4 protein-coding genes and 9 rRNA genes are annotated in these 23,068 nt (G+C 44.7%); all 13 read left to right on the top strand.

The genetic code is table 11. The features are described 5' to 3' along the window. Positions 1-51 precede the first annotated feature (51 nt). The 13 genes from rrf (BK577_RS13135) (at position 52) to BK577_RS13195 (ending at position 22,938) form a co-directional block, all read left to right on the top strand. Positions 52-167 (top strand): 5S ribosomal RNA (rrf, locus tag BK577_RS13135). Positions 168-941: 774 nt separating this feature from the next. After that, a complete protein-coding gene (locus BK577_RS13140; protein WP_078433208.1) occupies positions 942-3,236 on the top strand; it encodes a bifunctional diguanylate cyclase/phosphodiesterase in 2,295 nt (764 codons plus the stop codon). Positions 3,237-3,674: 438 nt separating this feature from the next. After that, positions 3,675-5,225: ribosomal RNA gene (locus tag BK577_RS13145) — 16S ribosomal RNA — on the top strand. Positions 5,226-5,451: 226 nt separating this feature from the next. Then, positions 5,452-8,381: ribosomal RNA gene (locus tag BK577_RS13150) — 23S ribosomal RNA — on the top strand. A 79-nt stretch (positions 8,382-8,460) separates the two neighbouring features. Beyond that, positions 8,461-8,576, top strand: a 5S ribosomal RNA gene (gene rrf, locus BK577_RS13155). Together the 16S, 23S and 5S rRNA genes form the textbook arrangement of a ribosomal RNA operon. Positions 8,577-9,163: 587 nt before the next feature. Continuing rightward, positions 9,164-10,837, top strand: coding sequence for a DUF6044 family protein (locus BK577_RS13160; RefSeq protein WP_425435943.1), 1,674 nt, complete (start codon positions 9,164-9,166; stop codon positions 10,835-10,837). A gap of 16 nt (positions 10,838-10,853) precedes the next feature. Continuing rightward, the gene (locus BK577_RS13165; RefSeq protein ID WP_078433210.1) at positions 10,854-11,867 is read left to right on the top strand and encodes a glycosyltransferase family 2 protein; all 1,014 of its coding nucleotides are present in this window, start codon (positions 10,854-10,856) and stop codon (positions 11,865-11,867) included. Beyond that, entirely contained in the window at positions 11,839-12,255 is a 417-nt protein-coding gene (locus BK577_RS13170; RefSeq protein WP_078433211.1) for a GtrA family protein, read from the top strand. The genes BK577_RS13165 and BK577_RS13170 overlap by 29 nt, the downstream gene beginning before the upstream one ends. Before the next feature lie 293 nt (positions 12,256-12,548). Continuing rightward, a 16S ribosomal RNA gene (locus BK577_RS13175) occupies positions 12,549-14,098 on the top strand. 226 nt (positions 14,099-14,324) lie between these two features. Next, positions 14,325-17,254 (top strand): 23S ribosomal RNA (locus tag BK577_RS13180). A 219-nt stretch (positions 17,255-17,473) separates the two neighbouring features. Next, a 5S ribosomal RNA gene (gene rrf / locus BK577_RS13185) occupies positions 17,474-17,589 on the top strand. 643 nt (positions 17,590-18,232) lie between these two features. Further along, a 16S ribosomal RNA gene (locus BK577_RS13190) occupies positions 18,233-19,782 on the top strand. A 226-nt stretch (positions 19,783-20,008) separates the two neighbouring features. Next, a 23S ribosomal RNA gene (locus BK577_RS13195) occupies positions 20,009-22,938 on the top strand. Positions 22,939-23,068: the final 130 nt, after the last annotated feature.

A 23,068-nucleotide genomic window follows, 5' to 3' on the forward strand; every position in this document is an offset into this window, starting at 1 on the left:
AATGAGATGACGCAGAAATGTGAAGTTTATCGGAAGCCGTAAACTATATTATTTGGTGATGATGGCGGAGAGGTCACACCCGTTCCCATGCCGAACACGGAAGTTAAGCTCTTCAGCGCCGATGGTAGTTGGGGGTTTCCCCCTGTGAGAGTAGGACGTTGCCAAGTAAAAAGAGGAAGAAAAGATCAGTAGAGATACTGGTCTTTTTTTGTTTGAATTAAATGATTGTAGAAAAACCGAAGGTTTCACGTAAAGAGGTAGGAACAAAATACACTTACTAGCCTGAGGCTTGGGAGAAGCAAGAAGATCAAGGAGCGCAGAGAGAGAAGACCGGAGTGTGCGTAGTTGGCACATGAGGATCTGAACGAACAAGTTGACGCGGAGATTCGCCGCTTATCGCAAGCCGAGAAATCCGAACACGGAAGTTAAGCTCTCAGCGCCGATGGTAGTTGGGGGTTCCCCCCTGTGAGAGTAGGACGTTGCCAAGTAAAAAGAGGAAAAAAGATCAGTAGAGATACTGGTCTTTTTTGTGAAATAAAACCGAAGGTTATCCCAAAGAACAAAGACAAAACCTAGGGAGAAGCATATCAATGTAGATTTTTGGTGAACGTTGTAGAATAGTTGATAATTTAAGATAATCGAAGATAAACTTCTAGAAATCGTTGATAAAATGAAATAATCGAAGATAAATTTGCTTAGCTCTCAATGGTTAAGAGATCCGGCTATACTAACATTAGAAAATAGAGAACTAGAGTAGAGTTACTGATTTAGAATTTTTAAATGTGTTAAATAAAACTTGATATCAATTAACTAGTTTTTTGGAAAAAAATACAGATTATTATTTTATTAGTAAAATGTTACAATAATACAATCGATATAGTTAAATATACCTATTTTGTATAAGATGAGCATTATACCTTTATGAAAAGAGGGTTAAGGTAATGAAGCTTAAGACAAAAAGTCTTTTGGTGGTTGGATTTTTCATGCTTCTATTTTTAGTGTTGCTATTGACTACTATTCGTCCGATTCTGTTAGAAGATGCTATAAAATTAGATGATACTAACATTCAGAGGGAGTTAGATACGTTAAATAACCAGTTGATATCTACAATGGGCATAATTAAAAGAACAAATTTAGACTGGTCTGTATGGGATGATACATATTTATATATCAAAGGTGACTATCCTGAATACCCGGAAGTCAACCTACAAAAGGCTACTTTCGAAAATACGATGCTTAATTTTATGATTTATTTAGATGATAAAAATCAGTTAGTACATCAAGTTGGATATAATCATGAAAATAAAGAATTCCTTGTCTTAGGACAGGAATTTTACAAAGAATACTTGCCGATTGTCCAATCAAAAGATAATGAAAAAACGCATCTTATAACTACTGAATATGGATTAACTGTAACATCGTTTGAACCAGTATACTTGAGTAGTGGAGAAGGTCTATCTGCTGGAACATTAATAGTAGGGATGATAATAAATGAGCAGTTTATGGAGGAATTAGGAAAAAGAATTAATATTCAACTTACTTTAAAAGAAGTTAATAAGCCTTTTTCGACAAGAACAAAAGTAGAGGTATTAAATGATCAGAAAATTAAAGGTTCACTATTTTTGAAAGATTATAGTGAAAATAAAGTTTATGAAATAAGTTATGTGAATAACAGAAATTACTTTATACAGAAAAGATCGGGTGTCAATCAATTATCAGTGTATATTTTTTTAACTAGTATTACGACAGTTCTCTTGATTCTATTTTTGCTGAATCGTTTTATTGTTTCTCGTATCGGTAACTTATCTATACAATTAAAACATATTCAAGATAATAAAGAAATTAGACTAAGGGTTATCTCAAATGATAGGAATAGAGATGAGTTATCGGATTTGGAAAATTCAATTAATGCAATGTTAGAATCTCTTGAGAAAAAACATAATGAAATTGTTAGCTTAGCTTATTATGATTCTTTGACCATGCTACCAAATCGTTATTATTTAAATAAAGAATTTCACAAGTTAGCTAAAAAGAGTCAACAAAACGTAGCTATTTTGTTTTTGGATCTTGATGGTTTTAAACGTATTAATGACTCTCTTGGCCATGAAATAGGGGATCGCTTACTTTTTAGTGTTTCCGATAGAATTGCTCCACTAATTTCTAAAAGAGAAGGGATATTTTCGAGATTTGGTGGCGATGAATTTGTTATAGTTGTGAACTATAGTCACATAGAAGATTTGAAAAAGTTAGTCCAGGATATTCTGATTGAGGCGGGGAAAGAAAATAAATTAAAGACATATAAGACCTTTGTAACAGCTAGTATTGGGGTTAGTGTCTATGAACAGGATGGCACTGGCCTAAATGAATTACTGCAGAAGGCTGATATTGCTATGTATGAAGCGAAACGAAAAGGTAAAAATCAATCATGTTTTTATCAAGATTTAGAGATAGCTAGTGAATATAAAAATATACTTGAATTAGAGAATGATTTAAAATTTGCTCTGAGTATGAAACAGCTAGAGATACATTATCAACCGATCGTTTGTAGTGTTGACCACAGTATTCTGGGTGTGGAAGCTTTAGTTCGTTGGAATCATCCATCAAAGGGTATGATTTCTCCAGCGCTTTTCATTCCTATAGCAGAAGAAACGGGACTTATGCCCGCGATAGGTGAATGGGTGTTAAAAGAATCTATTAAGCAAATAAGCTCATTACACAGTAAAGGATTTAAAAACTTAGTGCTATCAGTTAATGTATCGAAAACACAGATGAAGGATAAAAGCTTTATTTATAAGTTAGATGAAATCTTAACCAAATATAATTACCCTCCTTCAAAGCTGCAAATTGAGATTACAGAAAGTGTGATTGATTCTTACCTAAATGAAATTCAAGATTTTTCAAATGCACTAAAAAAACGTGACATTATGGTTGCACTTGATGATTTCGGAGTGGGAACGTCCTCGCTTTTATTTATTAAAGAGTTACCAATAGATGTAATAAAAATTGATCGAAACTTTATTAAAAATGTGCCAAGGGATTCATTTGATACTATACTACTATCTGGTATTTTTGAAGTGATTACGGCTTTAAATATAGATGTTGTTGTAGAGGGGATTGAACAAGAAGAACAAGTAAATTACATTGCATCACAATATATTACCAGACTACAAGGCTTTTATTTTAGTCGTCCATTACCGTTTTCTATCCTTCTAGAAAAATACTTTACTATAACTTAAGGGATTTAGCGTGAATCACATGAGATTTCACGCTTTTCTTATTCTTCCCATTTATACCTTACATGCATTGTCTTCAATCGGAATATTTAATTAGGTATTTTTATATAGGAAAAGCTTAGTTTTATTAACAATTATGAAGTATTAATTAAAATAAATATAAAAAAACTATTGTTAGGTAGTTGACAATAAACTAATAGTTAGTTATTATAAGAATCTGCCATTAATTAGCTGAATTGAAAATATGATTCTAAAAATTACTTTTAAAAAGTTGTTGACATACTATATTTTAAACGGTATACTAATAAAGTTGCTTCTGAAAACGAAGTTAACAACGAATGATCTTTGAAAACTAAACAAAACCAAGCGTGCCAACGTTAATTTCGATTAACAAAAAACGTACTATATAGTACAAAACTTTTATGAGCTATATCAAACACTTTATTGGAGAGTTTGATCCTGGCTCAGGACGAACGCTGGCGGCGTGCCTAATACATGCAAGTCGAGCGAATCTGAGGGAGCTTGCTCCCAAAGATTAGCGGCGGACGGGTGAGTAACACGTGGGTAACCTGCCTGTAAGATTGGGATAACTCCGGGAAACCGGAGCTAATACCGGATAATATTTCGAACCGCATGGTTCGAAATTGAAAGACGGCTTTTAGCTGTCACTTACAGATGGACCCGCGGCGCATTAGCTAGTTGGTGAGGTAACGGCTCACCAAGGCAACGATGCGTAGCCGACCTGAGAGGGTGATCGGCCACACTGGGACTGAGACACGGCCCAGACTCCTACGGGAGGCAGCAGTAGGGAATCTTCCGCAATGGACGAAAGTCTGACGGAGCAACGCCGCGTGAACGATGAAGGCCTTCGGGTCGTAAAGTTCTGTTGTTAGGGAAGAACAAGTACCAGAGTAACTGCTGGTACCTTGACGGTACCTAACCAGAAAGCCACGGCTAACTACGTGCCAGCAGCCGCGGTAATACGTAGGTGGCAAGCGTTGTCCGGAATTATTGGGCGTAAAGCGCGCGCAGGCGGTTTCTTAAGTCTGATGTGAAAGCCCACGGCTCAACCGTGGAGGGTCATTGGAAACTGGGGAACTTGAGTGCAGAAGAGGAGAGTGGAATTCCACGTGTAGCGGTGAAATGCGTAGAGATGTGGAGGAACACCAGTGGCGAAGGCGACTCTCTGGTCTGTAACTGACGCTGAGGCGCGAAAGCGTGGGGAGCGAACAGGATTAGATACCCTGGTAGTCCACGCCGTAAACGATGAGTGCTAAGTGTTAGAGGGTTTCCGCCCTTTAGTGCTGCAGCAAACGCATTAAGCACTCCGCCTGGGGAGTACGGTCGCAAGACTGAAACTCAAAGGAATTGACGGGGGCCCGCACAAGCGGTGGAGCATGTGGTTTAATTCGAAGCAACGCGAAGAACCTTACCAGGTCTTGACATCCTTCGCTACTTCTAGAGATAGAAGGTTCCCCTTCGGGGGACGAAGTGACAGGTGGTGCATGGTTGTCGTCAGCTCGTGTCGTGAGATGTTGGGTTAAGTCCCGCAACGAGCGCAACCCTTGATCTTAGTTGCCAGCATTCAGTTGGGCACTCTAAGGTGACTGCCGGTGACAAACCGGAGGAAGGTGGGGATGACGTCAAATCATCATGCCCCTTATGACCTGGGCTACACACGTGCTACAATGGATGGTACAAAGGGCTGCAAGACTGCGAAGTCAAGCCAATCCCATAAAACCATTCTCAGTTCGGATTGCAGGCTGCAACTCGCCTGCATGAAGCCGGAATCGCTAGTAATCGCGGATCAGCATGCCGCGGTGAATACGTTCCCGGGCCTTGTACACACCGCCCGTCACACCACGAGAGTTTGTAACACCCGAAGTCGGTGGGGTAACCGTAAGGAGCCAGCCGCCTAAGGTGGGACAGATGATTGGGGTGAAGTCGTAACAAGGTAGCCGTATCGGAAGGTGCGGCTGGATCACCTCCTTTCTAAGGATATGAGGCATGCTTGGTATTTTGTTTAGTTTTGAGAGATCATACGATCTTTCAATAAGTAAGAAAACACATAGGAGTGAAAATGCATTCAGCATTTGATGATCCTGTGCTTTATGTTCCTTGAAAACTAGATAACGAAAACAATTCAAGTAATTCACTGAGTTTAAACGCTTAGTTTAGTGATTCTCTTAATAATGTAAGTGACATCTTTGATGTCAAAGGTTAAGTTGTTAAGGGCGCACGGTGGATGCCTTGGCACTAGGAGCCGATGAAGGACGGTACTAACACCGATATGCTTCGGGGAGCTGTAAGTAAGCTTTGATCCGGAGATTTCCGAATGGGGAAACCCACTGCTCGTAATGGAGTAGTATTTTTACCTGAATACATAGGGTAATAAAGGCAGACCCGGGGAACTGAAACATCTAAGTACCCGGAGGAAGAGAAAGCAAACGCGATTTCCTGAGTAGCGGCGAGCGAAACGGAATTAGCCCAAACCAAGAGGCTTGCCTCTTGGGGTTGTAGGACACTCTATACGGAGTTACAAAGGAACGGAGTAAATGAAGAGGTCTGGAAAGGCCCGTCAAAGAAGGTAACAACCCTGTAGTTGAAACTTCGTTCCCTCCAGAGTGGATCCTGAGTACGGCGGGACACGTGAAATCCCGTCGGAAGCAGGGAGGACCATCTCCCAAGGCTAAATACTCCCTAGTGACCGATAGTGAACCAGTACCGTGAGGGAAAGGTGAAAAGCACCCCGGAAGGGGAGTGAAAGAGATCCTGAAACCGTGTGCCTACAAGTAGTCAAAGCCCGTTAATGGGTAATGGCGTGCCTTTTGTAGAATGAACCGGCGAGTTACGATCCCGTGCAAGGTTAAGTTGATAAGACGGAGCCGCAGCGAAAGCGAGTCTGAATAGGGCGAATGAGTACGTGGTCGTAGACCCGAAACCAGGTGATCTACCCATGTCCAGGGTGAAGTTCAGGTAACACTGAATGGAGGCCCGAACCCACGCACGTTGAAAAGTGCGGGGATGAGGTGTGGGTAGCGGAGAAATTCCAATCGAACTTGGAGATAGCTGGTTCTCTCCGAAATAGCTTTAGGGCTAGCCTTGAAATGAGAGTCTTGGAGGTAGAGCACTGATTGGACTAGGGGCCCCCATCGGGTTACCGAATTCAGTCAAACTCCGAATGCCAAAGACTTATGTTCAGGAGTCAGACTGCGAGTGATAAGATCCGTAGTCAAGAGGGAAACAGCCCAGACCACCAGCTAAGGTCCCAAAGTATACGTTAAGTGGAAAAGGATGTGGAGTTGCTTAGACAACCAGGATGTTGGCTTAGAAGCAGCCACCATTTAAAGAGTGCGTAATAGCTCACTGGTCGAGTGACTCTGCGCCGAAAATGTACCGGGGCTAAACGTATCACCGAAGCTGTGGATTGTTCTTTTAGAACAATGGTAGGAGAGCGTTCTAAGGGCTGAGAAGCGAGACCGGAAGGACTCGTGGAGCGCTTAGAAGTGAGAATGCCGGTATGAGTAGCGAAAGAGGGGTGAGAATCCCCTCCACCGAATGCCTAAGGTTTCCTGAGGAAGGCTCGTCCGCTCAGGGTTAGTCGGGACCTAAGCCGAGGCCGAAAGGCGTAGGCGATGGCCAACAGGTTGAAATTCCTGTACCACCTCCTCACCATTTGAGCAATGGGGGGACGCAGAAGGATAGGGTAAGCGCGCTGTTGGATATGCGCGTCCAAGCAGTTAGGCTGACAATGAGGCAAATCCCATTGTCACATAAGCTGAGCTGTGATGGCGAGGGAACTATAGTACCGAAGTTCCTGATTCCACACTGCCAAGAAAAGCCTCTAGCGAGGTGAGAGGTGCCCGTACCGCAAACCGACACAGGTAGGCGAGGAGAGAATCCTAAGGTGAGCGAGAGAACTCTCGTTAAGGAACTCGGCAAAATGACCCCGTAACTTCGGGAGAAGGGGTGCTTTTTAGGGTGAATAGCCCGGAAAAGCCGCAGTGAATAGGCCCAGGCGACTGTTTAGCAAAAACACAGGTCTCTGCGAAGCCGCAAGGCGAAGTATAGGGGCTGACGCCTGCCCGGTGCTGGAAGGTTAAGGGGAGAGGTTAGCGCAAGCGAAGCTTTGAACCGAAGCCCCAGTAAACGGCGGCCGTAACTATAACGGTCCTAAGGTAGCGAAATTCCTTGTCGGGTAAGTTCCGACCCGCACGAAAGGCGTAACGATCTGGGCACTGTCTCAACGAGAGACTCGGTGAAATTATAGTACCTGTGAAGATGCAGGTTACCCGCGACAGGACGGAAAGACCCCGTGGAGCTTTACTGTAGCCTGATATTGAATTTTGGTACAGCTTGTACAGGATAGGTAGGAGCCTGAGAAGCCGGAGCGCTAGCTTCGGTGGAGGCGTCGGTGGGATACTACCCTGGCTGTATTGAAATTCTAACCCACAGCCCTGATCGGGCTGGGAGACAGTGTCAGGTGGGCAGTTTGACTGGGGCGGTCGCCTCCTAAAATGTAACGGAGGCGCCCAAAGGTTCCCTCAGAATGGTTGGAAATCATTCGTAGAGTGTAAAGGCACAAGGGAGCTTGACTGCGAGACCTACAAGTCGAGCAGGGACGAAAGTCGGGCTTAGTGATCCGGTGGTTCCGCATGGAAGGGCCATCGCTCAACGGATAAAAGCTACCCCGGGGATAACAGGCTTATCTCCCCCAAGAGTCCACATCGACGGGGAGGTTTGGCACCTCGATGTCGGCTCATCGCATCCTGGGGCTGTAGTCGGTCCCAAGGGTTGGGCTGTTCGCCCATTAAAGCGGTACGCGAGCTGGGTTCAGAACGTCGTGAGACAGTTCGGTCCCTATCCGTCGTGGGCGTAGGAAATTTGAGAGGAGCTGTCCTTAGTACGAGAGGACCGGGATGGACGCACCGCTGGTGTACCAGTTGTCTTGCCAAAGGCATAGCTGGGTAGCTATGTGCGGAAGGGATAAGTGCTGAAAGCATCTAAGCATGAAGCCCCCCTCAAGATGAGATTTCCCATCACATTAGTGAGTAAGATCCCTGAAAGATGATCAGGTTGATAGGTCAGAGGTGGAAGCGCGGTGACGTGTGGAGCTGACTGATACTAATCGATCGAGGACTTAACCTAACAATAAGCGAATGCTTAGTGAATTGAATTGTGAATCGTTATCTAGTTTTGAAGGAATATGCCTTCAAACTTTATATTATTTGGTGATGATGGCGAAGAGGTCACACCCGTTCCCATGCCGAACACGGAAGTTAAGCTCTTCAGCGCCGATGGTAGTTGGGGGTTTCCCCCTGTGAGAGTAGGACGTTGCCAAGTAAGAAGAGGAAAAAGATCAGTAGAGATACTGGTCTTTTTTGTTAGTATAAAACGATTGCCAAAACCGAAGGTTTTTCGTAAAAATGTAGAGATAAAGTATAATTACTAGCCAGAGGCTTGGGAGAAGCATATCAAGTAACTTCTACTAAGAGCGCTACCTCCTGTGACAACGTAGAAATCAGCACATCCTGTGCAAGTAAGGAAACGCAGAGAGAAGACCGGAGTGTGCGTAGTTGGCACATGAGGATCTGAACGAACAAGCTGACGAGGAGATTCGCCGCTTATCGCAAGCCGAAATCCGAACACGGAAGTTAAGCTCTCAGCGCCGATGGTAGTTGGGGTTTTCCCCCTGTGAGAGTAGGGCGTTGCCAAGTAAAAAGAGGAAAAAGATCAGTAGAGATACTGGTCTTTTTTTTGTGCAACAAGAAAAAATAACCGAGGTTTTTCAGAAAAACGAACTAAGTAAGATATTTTTTCTTAAACTCTTTTTAGAAAATTTTCATTTAATTTTTTAGTATTATTATCCTGATTTTGTAAATCTTAATAAGTACTATTAGATATTTGTTCACTAATTAGAGGTGTGGATGTTGCATGTTAAAAGAATGAACAAAGAGAAATTCTTAATTTTATTGGCTTTATTTATCATCTGTATATACCTATCTCCATTATATTGTTTAGGAGAGAATGCCCATATTCGTGTTCATGATAATCTAGATTCTAATATGGCCTGGTATAAGGTATTGAGTGAAAGTGGGCAGCTATTAGGTTCAACTAATGCAACAATCTCTCAAGTGATTAATGGGCTTCCCAGAAACGCGTATGGTACTGAATTCAGCTTGATTGTGTGGCTGTATGTTATGTTTCCCACTATGGTTGCTTATGCACTCAGTCAAACAATTACTAGAATATTTGCTTTTATAGGGATGTATTTACTTCTAAAAGATCACTTCCTGAAAAATAAAGAATACCATCTTATTTCTGTTGGGGTTGCATTAGCATTTGCATTGACACCTTTTTGGCCTTCCGGAATGCTCAGTACATTAGGGATGCCACTTGCTCTATGGTCTTTTTTACATGTAAGAAACGGAACTAGAACGTGGAAGCAATATCTTGTTTTAACGCTTTTACCGTTTTACTCCAGTTTTGTTTTAGGATTTTTCTTTTTTTTATTTGGGATGGGTGTTTTCTGGGTTATTGATTTTATTAGAGGAAAACGAAATTATAATTTTCTATTTTCACTTTGCTACATGACAGCACTGTATTTAATAGTTGAGTATCGATTAGTATACTCTTTTATTTTTGATGAAGAGCCAAATAGTAGAGATGAATATTTTCATGCAAGACTTTCTTGGTGGAGAGTAATAAGATTAACATTTAAAAATTTTGTGTTAGGTCATACACATGTAATGACAGTTCATGGAATTTTTGTACTAGCTGTTTTATTTCTCTCTCTTACCATCATTATTTCAAAAAAGTTATGGAAAGAAGAGAAGGTGTTTATATATTTCCTAATATTAAACTTCTTGTTATCCGCCTGGTATGCGTTTTGGTTTTACAAGGGATGGTTACCTTTAACGAAAAAATTTCATGTCCTGGACACTTTTAACTTTGCAAGGTTTCATTTCTTAAGACCATTGATCATATATGTTGGGTTTGGGTTAGGACTCAAAATAATATGGAATCAGAGAAATAGCTGGAAGCCGCTAGCGACATTTTTTATCATAGCTCAAGTTGTTATACTATTAGGCTTTAATGATGAAATTATCTATCATAAAAAACCGTCAGTAAAAGAGTTTTATGCTGAAGAACAGTTCAAAGAGATTAAGCTGTATATAGGATTGCCACAAGAAGATTACAGGGTAGTGAGTATTGGTATTCATCCTTCCATACCACAATATAACGGTTTTTACACACTTGATACATATAATAATTTCTATCCTTTATCATATAAGTACAAATTTAGAGCCATTATTGAAAAAGAGCTTGAGAAAAATAAAACGATACGTACCTACTTTGATGAGTGGGGAGGACGTTGTTATCTATTCACAGATGAACTTGGCAAGCATTATATGTTTAAAAAGAATTCAAAGAAAACGTTAAAAAACCTTGAATTAAATACAAGAGCATTAAAAGACTTGGGAGGGATGTATATATTTTCGGCAGTACCGATTGAGAACAGCGATGTTAATCAATTGGAACTTGAGAGAACATTTGAGTCAAAGTCATCCGCTTGGAAAATTTACTTGTATAAAGTCTTATAAAGCTGGAGGTTTTACCATGAATGATCCTATTTTAACAATCGTTGTACCATGTTATAACGAAGAAGAAGTGTTACCAGATACTATATCGGTGTTATTAGAGGAAATAAATTACCTAATTGAGACTAATATCATCTCCGAAAAAAGTAAAGTTCTGTTTGTTGATGATGGAAGTAGAGACAGGACATGGTCGATCATATATAAAAATAGTCTGGAAAGTGAATTTATCCATGGATTAAAGCTGGCAAGAAATGTTGGCCACCAAAATGCTCTATTAGCCGGATTAATCACTGCATGCAAAACATCGGATTGTGTTATTTCAATTGATGCAGATTTACAAGATGATGTAGGTGTAATAAAGGATTTTATGCAAAAATTTAGTGACGGATTCGATATTGTCTATGGAGTAAGGGAGAAAAGAGACGCAGATAAATTCTTCAAAAAAGCTACAGCATTAGGATTTTATAAAATGATGCAAAGGCTAGGCGTAAACCTTGTCTATAACCATGCAGATTTTCGATTAATGAGTAAGAGAGCAGTTGAAGAGTTAGAAAAGTTTGAGGAAGTTAATTTGTTCTTGAGAGGGATTGTTCCTTTATTAGGTTTTCCATCAACATCTATTTACTATAACCGTAAAGAAAGACTCGCAGGCGATACTAAATATCCATTGAGAAAAATGCTATCATTTGCATTTGAAGGTATTACGTCATTCTCTGTAACACCTATAAGGTTTGTAATGCTGGTAGGAATATTATCTTTTATCACTAGCCTGTTATTTGGGACTTATTTTATTACATTAAAATTTCTTGGAGAAACACAAACTGGTTGGACATCACTTATTACATCTATCTGGCTAATAGGAGGATTGCAGCTAATTGCAATTGGATTGATTGGAGAATATATTGGTAAGGTTTATAAAGAATCCAAAAGACGACCAAGATACAGTATAGATGTTAATACTCTTAACTTGACACAACAATTGATGGAGAGGAATTTAGAACCAAATGGTGGAGAGCATAGAGAATTACTTTAATAAATCAAACACTTTTATTAGGTACATTCTTGTTGGGGTGTTAAATACTATTATAGGAATATCAATTATACTTCTACTGTTTGAGGTCCTTAAGTTATCTTATTGGAGTTCAACATTTATCGGAAATAGTGTGGGGGCAATAGTGAGCTATTTTTTGAATCGTAACTTTACATTTAAAAGTAATGTAGAAAATAAAAAGGGAATACTGCTTTTTACTATTGTTATATTAGGAAGTTACTTTATATCGTATCCTATCGGGTATCATCTTTTGTTTAAGGATATATTTAAATCAACTATATTAGGAAGTGAGTTATCAATATTACTTTCTGCATGTGTATATACGATCTTAAATTATATGGGACAGAGGTATCTAACGTTCCGTAGATGAATACCCCCCAAAAAAAATACCAGTTGATTAATATTAATTTGATTGGTAAGATATAAACCTAGTCGCGAGAAGTTAAAATCCTCTGACGTTAGTAACATTTATAAATCTCAACTTTATTGTTGACATTGCTTTATGGAGATGTTAAGATGTAATTCCGGTCGTGGTTAAGATAGATGGCTGGACAAGCTGGAAATGATCTTTGAAAACTAAACAAAACCAAGCGTGCCAACGTTAATTTCGATTAACAAAAACGTACTATATAGTACAAATTTTTATGAGCTATATCAAACACTTTATTGGAGAGTTTGATCCTGGCTCAGGACGAACGCTGGCGGCGTGCCTAATACATGCAAGTCGAGCGAATCTGAGGGAGCTTGCTCCCAACGATTAGCGGCGGACGGGTGAGTAACACGTGGGTAACCTGCCTGTAAGATTGGGATAACTCCGGGAAACCGGAGCTAATACCGGATAACATTTTGAACCGCATGGTTCAAAATTGAAAGATGGTTTCGGCTATCACTTACAGATGGACCCGCGGCGCATTAGCTAGTTGGTGAGGTAACGGCTCACCAAGGCAACGATGCGTAGCCGACCTGAGAGGGTGATCGGCCACACTGGGACTGAGACACGGCCCAGACTCCTACGGGAGGCAGCAGTAGGGAATCTTCCGCAATGGACGAAAGTCTGACGGAGCAACGCCGCGTGAACGATGAAGGCCTTCGGGTCGTAAAGTTCTGTTGTTAGGGAAGAACAAGTACCAGAGTAACTGCTGGTACCTTGACGGTACCTAACCAGAAAGCCACGGCTAACTACGTGCCAGCAGCCGCGGTAATACGTAGGTGGCAAGCGTTGTCCGGAATTATTGGGCGTAAAGCGCGCGCAGGCGGTTTCTTAAGTCTGATGTGAAAGCCCACGGCTCAACCGTGGAGGGTCATTGGAAACTGGGGAACTTGAGTGCAGAAGAGGAGAGTGGAATTCCACGTGTAGCGGTGAAATGCGTAGAGATGTGGAGGAACACCAGTGGCGAAGGCGACTCTCTGGTCTGTAACTGACGCTGAGGCGCGAAAGCGTGGGGAGCGAACAGGATTAGATACCCTGGTAGTCCACGCCGTAAACGATGAGTGCTAAGTGTTAGAGGGTTTCCGCCCTTTAGTGCTGCAGCAAACGCATTAAGCACTCCGCCTGGGGAGTACGGTCGCAAGACTGAAACTCAAAGGAATTGACGGGGGCCCGCACAAGCGGTGGAGCATGTGGTTTAATTCGAAGCAACGCGAAGAACCTTACCAGGTCTTGACATCCTTCGCTACTTCTAGAGATAGAAGGTTCCCCTTCGGGGGACGAAGTGACAGGTGGTGCATGGTTGTCGTCAGCTCGTGTCGTGAGATGTTGGGTTAAGTCCCGCAACGAGCGCAACCCTTGATCTTAGTTGCCAGCATTCAGTTGGGCACTCTAAGGTGACTGCCGGTGACAAACCGGAGGAAGGTGGGGATGACGTCAAATCATCATGCCCCTTATGACCTGGGCTACACACGTGCTACAATGGATGGTACAAAGGGCTGCAAGACTGCGAAGTCAAGCCAATCCCATAAAACCATTCTCAGTTCGGATTGCAGGCTGCAACTCGCCTGCATGAAGCCGGAATCGCTAGTAATCGCGGATCAGCATGCCGCGGTGAATACGTTCCCGGGCCTTGTACACACCGCCCGTCACACCACGAGAGTTTGTAACACCCGAAGTCGGTGGGGTAACCGTAAGGAGCCAGCCGCCTAAGGTGGGACAGATGATTGGGGTGAAGTCGTAACAAGGTAGCCGTATCGGAAGGTGCGGCTGGATCACCTCCTTTCTAAGGATATGAGGCATGCTTGGTATTTTGTTTAGTTTTGAGAGATCATACGATCTTTCAATAAGTAAGAAAACACATAGGAGTGAAAATGCATTCAGCATTTGATGATCCTGTGCTTTATGTTCCTTGAAAACTAGATAACGAAAACAATTCAAGTAATTCACTGAGTTTAAACGCTTAGTTTAGTGATTCTCTTAATAATGTAAGTGACATCTTTGATGTCAAAGGTTAAGTTGTTAAGGGCGCACGGTGGATGCCTTGGCACTAGGAGCCGATGAAGGACGGTACTAACACCGATATGCTTCGGGGAGCTGTAAGTAAGCTTTGATCCGGAGATTTCCGAATGGGGAAACCCACTGCTCGTAATGGAGTAGTATTTTTACCTGAATACATAGGGTAATAAAGGCAGACCCGGGGAACTGAAACATCTAAGTACCCGGAGGAAGAGAAAGCAAACGCGATTTCCTGAGTAGCGGCGAGCGAAACGGAATTAGCCCAAACCAAGAGGCTTGCCTCTTGGGGTTGTAGGACACTCTATACGGAGTTACAAAGGAACGGAGTAAATGAAGAGGTCTGGAAAGGCCCGTCAAAGAAGGTAACAACCCTGTAGTTGAAACTTCGTTCCCTCCAGAGTGGATCCTGAGTACGGCGGGACACGTGAAATCCCGTCGGAAGCAGGGAGGACCATCTCCCAAGGCTAAATACTCCCTAGTGACCGATAGTGAACCAGTACCGTGAGGGAAAGGTGAAAAGCACCCCGGAAGGGGAGTGAAAGAGATCCTGAAACCGTGTGCCTACAAGTAGTCAAAGCCCGTTAATGGGTAATGGCGTGCCTTTTGTAGAATGAACCGGCGAGTTACGATCCCGTGCAAGGTTAAGTTGATAAGACGGAGCCGCAGCGAAAGCGAGTCTGAATAGGGCGAATGAGTACGTGGTCGTAGACCCGAAACCAGGTGATCTACCCATGTCCAGGGTGAAGTTCAGGTAACACTGAATGGAGGCCCGAACCCACGCACGTTGAAAAGTGCGGGGATGAGGTGTGGGTAGCGGAGAAATTCCAATCGAACTTGGAGATAGCTGGTTCTCTCCGAAATAGCTTTAGGGCTAGCCTTGAAATGAGAGTCTTGGAGGTAGAGCACTGATTGGACTAGGGGCCCCCATCGGGTTACCGAATTCAGTCAAACTCCGAATGCCAAAGACTTATGTTCAGGAGTCAGACTGCGAGTGATAAGATCCGTAGTCAAGAGGGAAACAGCCCAGACCACCAGCTAAGGTCCCAAAGTATACGTTAAGTGGAAAAGGATGTGGAGTTGCTTAGACAACCAGGATGTTGGCTTAGAAGCAGCCACCATTTAAAGAGTGCGTAATAGCTCACTGGTCGAGTGACTCTGCGCCGAAAATGTACCGGGGCTAAACGTATCACCGAAGCTGTGGATTGTTCTTTTAGAACAATGGTAGGAGAGCGTTCTAAGGGCTGAGAAGCGAGACCGGAAGGACTCGTGGAGCGCTTAGAAGTGAGAATGCCGGTATGAGTAGCGAAAGAGGGGTGAGAATCCCCTCCACCGAATGCCTAAGGTTTCCTGAGGAAGGCTCGTCCGCTCAGGGTTAGTCGGGACCTAAGCCGAGGCCGAAAGGCGTAGGCGATGGCCAACAGGTTGAAATTCCTGTACCACCTCCTCACCATTTGAGCAATGGGGGGACGCAGAAGGATAGGGTAAGCGCGCTGTTGGATATGCGCGTCCAAGCAGTTAGGCTGACAATGAGGCAAATCCCATTGTCACATAAGCTGAGCTGTGATGGCGAGGGAACTATAGTACCGAAGTTCCTGATTCCACACTGCCAAGAAAAGCCTCTAGCGAGGTGAGAGGTGCCCGTACCGCAAACCGACACAGGTAGGCGAGGAGAGAATCCTAAGGTGAGCGAGAGAACTCTCGTTAAGGAACTCGGCAAAATGACCCCGTAACTTCGGGAGAAGGGGTGCTTTTTAGGGTGAATAGCCCGGAAAAGCCGCAGTGAATAGGCCCAGGCGACTGTTTAGCAAAAACACAGGTCTCTGCGAAGCCGCAAGGCGAAGTATAGGGGCTGACGCCTGCCCGGTGCTGGAAGGTTAAGGGGAGAGGTTAGCGCAAGCGAAGCTTTGAACCGAAGCCCCAGTAAACGGCGGCCGTAACTATAACGGTCCTAAGGTAGCGAAATTCCTTGTCGGGTAAGTTCCGACCCGCACGAAAGGCGTAACGATCTGGGCACTGTCTCAACGAGAGACTCGGTGAAATTATAGTACCTGTGAAGATGCAGGTTACCCGCGACAGGACGGAAAGACCCCGTGGAGCTTTACTGTAGCCTGATATTGAATTTTGGTACAGCTTGTACAGGATAGGTAGGAGCCTGAGAAGCCGGAGCGCTAGCTTCGGTGGAGGCGTCGGTGGGATACTACCCTGGCTGTATTGAAATTCTAACCCACAGCCCTGATCGGGCTGGGAGACAGTGTCAGGTGGGCAGTTTGACTGGGGCGGTCGCCTCCTAAAATGTAACGGAGGCGCCCAAAGGTTCCCTCAGAATGGTTGGAAATCATTCGTAGAGTGTAAAGGCACAAGGGAGCTTGACTGCGAGACCTACAAGTCGAGCAGGGACGAAAGTCGGGCTTAGTGATCCGGTGGTTCCGCATGGAAGGGCCATCGCTCAACGGATAAAAGCTACCCCGGGGATAACAGGCTTATCTCCCCCAAGAGTCCACATCGACGGGGAGGTTTGGCACCTCGATGTCGGCTCATCGCATCCTGGGGCTGTAGTCGGTCCCAAGGGTTGGGCTGTTCGCCCATTAAAGCGGTACGCGAGCTGGGTTCAGAACGTCGTGAGACAGTTCGGTCCCTATCCGTCGTGGGCGTAGGAAATTTGAGAGGAGCTGTCCTTAGTACGAGAGGACCGGGATGGACGCACCGCTGGTGTACCAGTTGTCTTGCCAAAGGCATAGCTGGGTAGCTATGTGCGGAAGGGATAAGTGCTGAAAGCATCTAAGCATGAAGCCCCCCTCAAGATGAGATTTCCCATCACATTAGTGAGTAAGATCCCTGAAAGATGATCAGGTTGATAGGTCAGAGGTGGAAGCGCGGTGACGTGTGGAGCTGACTGATACTAATCGATCGAGGACTTAACCTAACAATAAGCGAATGCTTAGTGAATTGAATTGTGAATCGTTATCTAGTTTTGAAGGAATATGTATTCTTTCAATCTAAGTTCATAGTAAGAGGGTTTCGAGAAACGAACAGTTCAAGGAATCGATTGAGGAGACACCGGAGCGTACTTCAGTACGTGAGGATGTTGACGAATGAGATGACGCAGAAATGTGAAGTTTATTGGAAGCTGTAAACTATATTATTTGGTGATGATGGCGAAGAAGTCACACCCGTTCCCATGCCGAACACGGAAGTTAAGCTCTTCAGCGCCGATGGTAGTTGGGGGTTTCCCCCTGTGAGAGTAGGACGTTGCCAAGTAAAAAGAGGAAGAAAAGATCAGTAGAGATACTGGTCTTTTTTTTGTGTTTAATAAAACGATTGCCAAAACCGGAGGTTTTTTGTAAAGATGTAGAGACTAGGTATAACTTACTAGCCTGAGGCATGAGAAAAGCATACCCATGTAGAGTTTTGATGAATATTTCGAAGATAAAATGAAATTATCGTTAATAAATCTTTAGAATCAAGGATAAATTAACTTAACGCAATGTTAATGTACCAAAGGATTCATTTGATAGCGAATATGGCTTTAGATATAGATGTTGTTTTATCATTTTCTTCAATTAATACAGTTAATAAAGTTTTTTTATCATTACCTGGGCAATTCATTAAAAGCTATTGTTTTGATAAAAATAAATTAAGTAGTTGACAATAAACTAATAGTTAGTTATTATAAATATCTGCCGTTAATTGGCTGAATTGAAAATTTGATTTTAAAAAACACTTTTAAAAAGTTGTTGACTTATTATCTTCTGAACGGTATACTAATAAAGTTGCTTCTGAAAAAGAAGTTAACAACAAATGATCTTTGAAAACTAAACAAAACCAAGCGTGCCAACGTTAATTTCGATTAACAAAAAACGTACTATATAGTACAAAACTTTTATGAGCTATATCAAACACTTTATTGGAGAGTTTGATCCTGGCTCAGGACGAACGCTGGCGGCGTGCCTAATACATGCAAGTCGAGCGAATCTGAGGGAGCTTGCTCCCGAAGATTAGCGGCGGACGGGTGAGTAACACGTGGGTAACCTGCCTGTAAGATTGGGATAACTCCGGGAAACCGGAGCTAATACCGGATAACATTTTGAACCGCATGGTTCAAAATTGAAAGATGGTTTCGGCTATCACTTACAGATGGACCCGCGGCGCATTAGCTAGTTGGTGAGGTAACGGCTCACCAAGGCAACGATGCGTAGCCGACCTGAGAGGGTGATCGGCCACACTGGGACTGAGACACGGCCCAGACTCCTACGGGAGGCAGCAGTAGGGAATCTTCCGCAATGGACGAAAGTCTGACGGAGCAACGCCGCGTGAACGATGAAGGCCTTCGGGTCGTAAAGTTCTGTTGTTAGGGAAGAACAAGTACCAGAGTAACTGCTGGTACCTTGACGGTACCTAACCAGAAAGCCACGGCTAACTACGTGCCAGCAGCCGCGGTAATACGTAGGTGGCAAGCGTTGTCCGGAATTATTGGGCGTAAAGCGCGCGCAGGCGGTTTCTTAAGTCTGATGTGAAAGCCCACGGCTCAACCGTGGAGGGTCATTGGAAACTGGGGAACTTGAGTGCAGAAGAGGAGAGTGGAATTCCACGTGTAGCGGTGAAATGCGTAGAGATGTGGAGGAACACCAGTGGCGAAGGCGACTCTCTGGTCTGTAACTGACGCTGAGGCGCGAAAGCGTGGGGAGCGAACAGGATTAGATACCCTGGTAGTCCACGCCGTAAACGATGAGTGCTAAGTGTTAGAGGGTTTCCGCCCTTTAGTGCTGCAGCAAACGCATTAAGCACTCCGCCTGGGGAGTACGGTCGCAAGACTGAAACTCAAAGGAATTGACGGGGGCCCGCACAAGCGGTGGAGCATGTGGTTTAATTCGAAGCAACGCGAAGAACCTTACCAGGTCTTGACATCCTTCGCTACTTCTAGAGATAGAAGGTTCCCCTTCGGGGGACGAAGTGACAGGTGGTGCATGGTTGTCGTCAGCTCGTGTCGTGAGATGTTGGGTTAAGTCCCGCAACGAGCGCAACCCTTGATCTTAGTTGCCAGCATTCAGTTGGGCACTCTAAGGTGACTGCCGGTGACAAACCGGAGGAAGGTGGGGATGACGTCAAATCATCATGCCCCTTATGACCTGGGCTACACACGTGCTACAATGGATGGTACAAAGGGCTGCAAGACTGCGAAGTCAAGCCAATCCCATAAAACCATTCTCAGTTCGGATTGCAGGCTGCAACTCGCCTGCATGAAGCCGGAATCGCTAGTAATCGCGGATCAGCATGCCGCGGTGAATACGTTCCCGGGCCTTGTACACACCGCCCGTCACACCACGAGAGTTTGTAACACCCGAAGTCGGTGGGGTAACCGTAAGGAGCCAGCCGCCTAAGGTGGGACAGATGATTGGGGTGAAGTCGTAACAAGGTAGCCGTATCGGAAGGTGCGGCTGGATCACCTCCTTTCTAAGGATATGAGGCATGCTTGGTATTTTGTTTAGTTTTGAGAGATCATACGATCTTTCAATAAGTAAGAAAACACATAGGAGTGAAAATGCATTCAGCATTTGATGATCCTGTGCTTTATGTTCCTTGAAAACTAGATAACGAAAACAATTCAAGTAATTCACTGAGTTTAAACGCTTAGTTTAGTGATTCTCTTAATAATGTAAGTGACATCTTTGATGTCAAAGGTTAAGTTGTTAAGGGCGCACGGTGGATGCCTTGGCACTAGGAGCCGATGAAGGACGGTACTAACACCGATATGCTTCGGGGAGCTGTAAGTAAGCTTTGATCCGGAGATTTCCGAATGGGGAAACCCACTGCTCGTAATGGAGTAGTATTTTTACCTGAATACATAGGGTAATAAAGGCAGACCCGGGGAACTGAAACATCTAAGTACCCGGAGGAAGAGAAAGCAAACGCGATTTCCTGAGTAGCGGCGAGCGAAACGGAATTAGCCCAAACCAAGAGGCTTGCCTCTTGGGGTTGTAGGACACTCTATACGGAGTTACAAAGGAACGGAGTAAATGAAGAGGTCTGGAAAGGCCCGTCAAAGAAGGTAACAACCCTGTAGTTGAAACTTCGTTCCCTCCAGAGTGGATCCTGAGTACGGCGGGACACGTGAAATCCCGTCGGAAGCAGGGAGGACCATCTCCCAAGGCTAAATACTCCCTAGTGACCGATAGTGAACCAGTACCGTGAGGGAAAGGTGAAAAGCACCCCGGAAGGGGAGTGAAAGAGATCCTGAAACCGTGTGCCTACAAGTAGTCAAAGCCCGTTAATGGGTAATGGCGTGCCTTTTGTAGAATGAACCGGCGAGTTACGATCCCGTGCAAGGTTAAGTTGATAAGACGGAGCCGCAGCGAAAGCGAGTCTGAATAGGGCGAATGAGTACGTGGTCGTAGACCCGAAACCAGGTGATCTACCCATGTCCAGGGTGAAGTTCAGGTAACACTGAATGGAGGCCCGAACCCACGCACGTTGAAAAGTGCGGGGATGAGGTGTGGGTAGCGGAGAAATTCCAATCGAACTTGGAGATAGCTGGTTCTCTCCGAAATAGCTTTAGGGCTAGCCTTGAAATGAGAGTCTTGGAGGTAGAGCACTGATTGGACTAGGGGCCCCCATCGGGTTACCGAATTCAGTCAAACTCCGAATGCCAAAGACTTATGTTCAGGAGTCAGACTGCGAGTGATAAGATCCGTAGTCAAGAGGGAAACAGCCCAGACCACCAGCTAAGGTCCCAAAGTATACGTTAAGTGGAAAAGGATGTGGAGTTGCTTAGACAACCAGGATGTTGGCTTAGAAGCAGCCACCATTTAAAGAGTGCGTAATAGCTCACTGGTCGAGTGACTCTGCGCCGAAAATGTACCGGGGCTAAACGTATCACCGAAGCTGTGGATTGTTCTTTTAGAACAATGGTAGGAGAGCGTTCTAAGGGCTGAGAAGCGAGACCGGAAGGACTCGTGGAGCGCTTAGAAGTGAGAATGCCGGTATGAGTAGCGAAAGAGGGGTGAGAATCCCCTCCACCGAATGCCTAAGGTTTCCTGAGGAAGGCTCGTCCGCTCAGGGTTAGTCGGGACCTAAGCCGAGGCCGAAAGGCGTAGGCGATGGCCAACAGGTTGAAATTCCTGTACCACCTCCTCACCATTTGAGCAATGGGGGGACGCAGAAGGATAGGGTAAGCGCGCTGTTGGATATGCGCGTCCAAGCAGTTAGGCTGACAATGAGGCAAATCCCATTGTCACATAAGCTGAGCTGTGATGGCGAGGGAACTATAGTACCGAAGTTCCTGATTCCACACTGCCAAGAAAAGCCTCTAGCGAGGTGAGAGGTGCCCGTACCGCAAACCGACACAGGTAGGCGAGGAGAGAATCCTAAGGTGAGCGAGAGAACTCTCGTTAAGGAACTCGGCAAAATGACCCCGTAACTTCGGGAGAAGGGGTGCTTTTTAGGGTGAATAGCCCGGAAAAGCCGCAGTGAATAGGCCCAGGCGACTGTTTAGCAAAAACACAGGTCTCTGCGAAGCCGCAAGGCGAAGTATAGGGGCTGACGCCTGCCCGGTGCTGGAAGGTTAAGGGGAGAGGTTAGCGCAAGCGAAGCTTTGAACCGAAGCCCCAGTAAACGGCGGCCGTAACTATAACGGTCCTAAGGTAGCGAAATTCCTTGTCGGGTAAGTTCCGACCCGCACGAAAGGCGTAACGATCTGGGCACTGTCTCAACGAGAGACTCGGTGAAATTATAGTACCTGTGAAGATGCAGGTTACCCGCGACAGGACGGAAAGACCCCGTGGAGCTTTACTGTAGCCTGATATTGAATTTTGGTACAGCTTGTACAGGATAGGTAGGAGCCTGAGAAGCCGGAGCGCTAGCTTCGGTGGAGGCGTCGGTGGGATACTACCCTGGCTGTATTGAAATTCTAACCCACAGCCCTGATCGGGCTGGGAGACAGTGTCAGGTGGGCAGTTTGACTGGGGCGGTCGCCTCCTAAAATGTAACGGAGGCGCCCAAAGGTTCCCTCAGAATGGTTGGAAATCATTCGTAGAGTGTAAAGGCACAAGGGAGCTTGACTGCGAGACCTACAAGTCGAGCAGGGACGAAAGTCGGGCTTAGTGATCCGGTGGTTCCGCATGGAAGGGCCATCGCTCAACGGATAAAAGCTACCCCGGGGATAACAGGCTTATCTCCCCCAAGAGTCCACATCGACGGGGAGGTTTGGCACCTCGATGTCGGCTCATCGCATCCTGGGGCTGTAGTCGGTCCCAAGGGTTGGGCTGTTCGCCCATTAAAGCGGTACGCGAGCTGGGTTCAGAACGTCGTGAGACAGTTCGGTCCCTATCCGTCGTGGGCGTAGGAAATTTGAGAGGAGCTGTCCTTAGTACGAGAGGACCGGGATGGACGCACCGCTGGTGTACCAGTTGTCTTGCCAAAGGCATAGCTGGGTAGCTATGTGCGGAAGGGATAAGTGCTGAAAGCATCTAAGCATGAAGCCCCCCTCAAGATGAGATTTCCCATCACATTAGTGAGTAAGATCCCTGAAAGATGATCAGGTTGATAGGTCAGAGGTGGAAGCGCGGTGACGTGTGGAGCTGACTGATACTAATCGATCGAGGACTTAACCTAACAATAAGCGAATGCTTAGTGAATTGAATTGTGTATCGTTATCTAGTTTTGAAGGAATATGTATTCTTTCAATCTAAGTTCATAGTAAGAAGGTTTCGAGAAACGAACAGTTCAAGGAATCGATTGAGGA

Source organism: Metabacillus halosaccharovorans, assembly GCF_002019635.1.
Classification (GTDB): Bacteria; Bacillota; Bacilli; order Bacillales; family Bacillaceae; genus Metabacillus; species Metabacillus halosaccharovorans.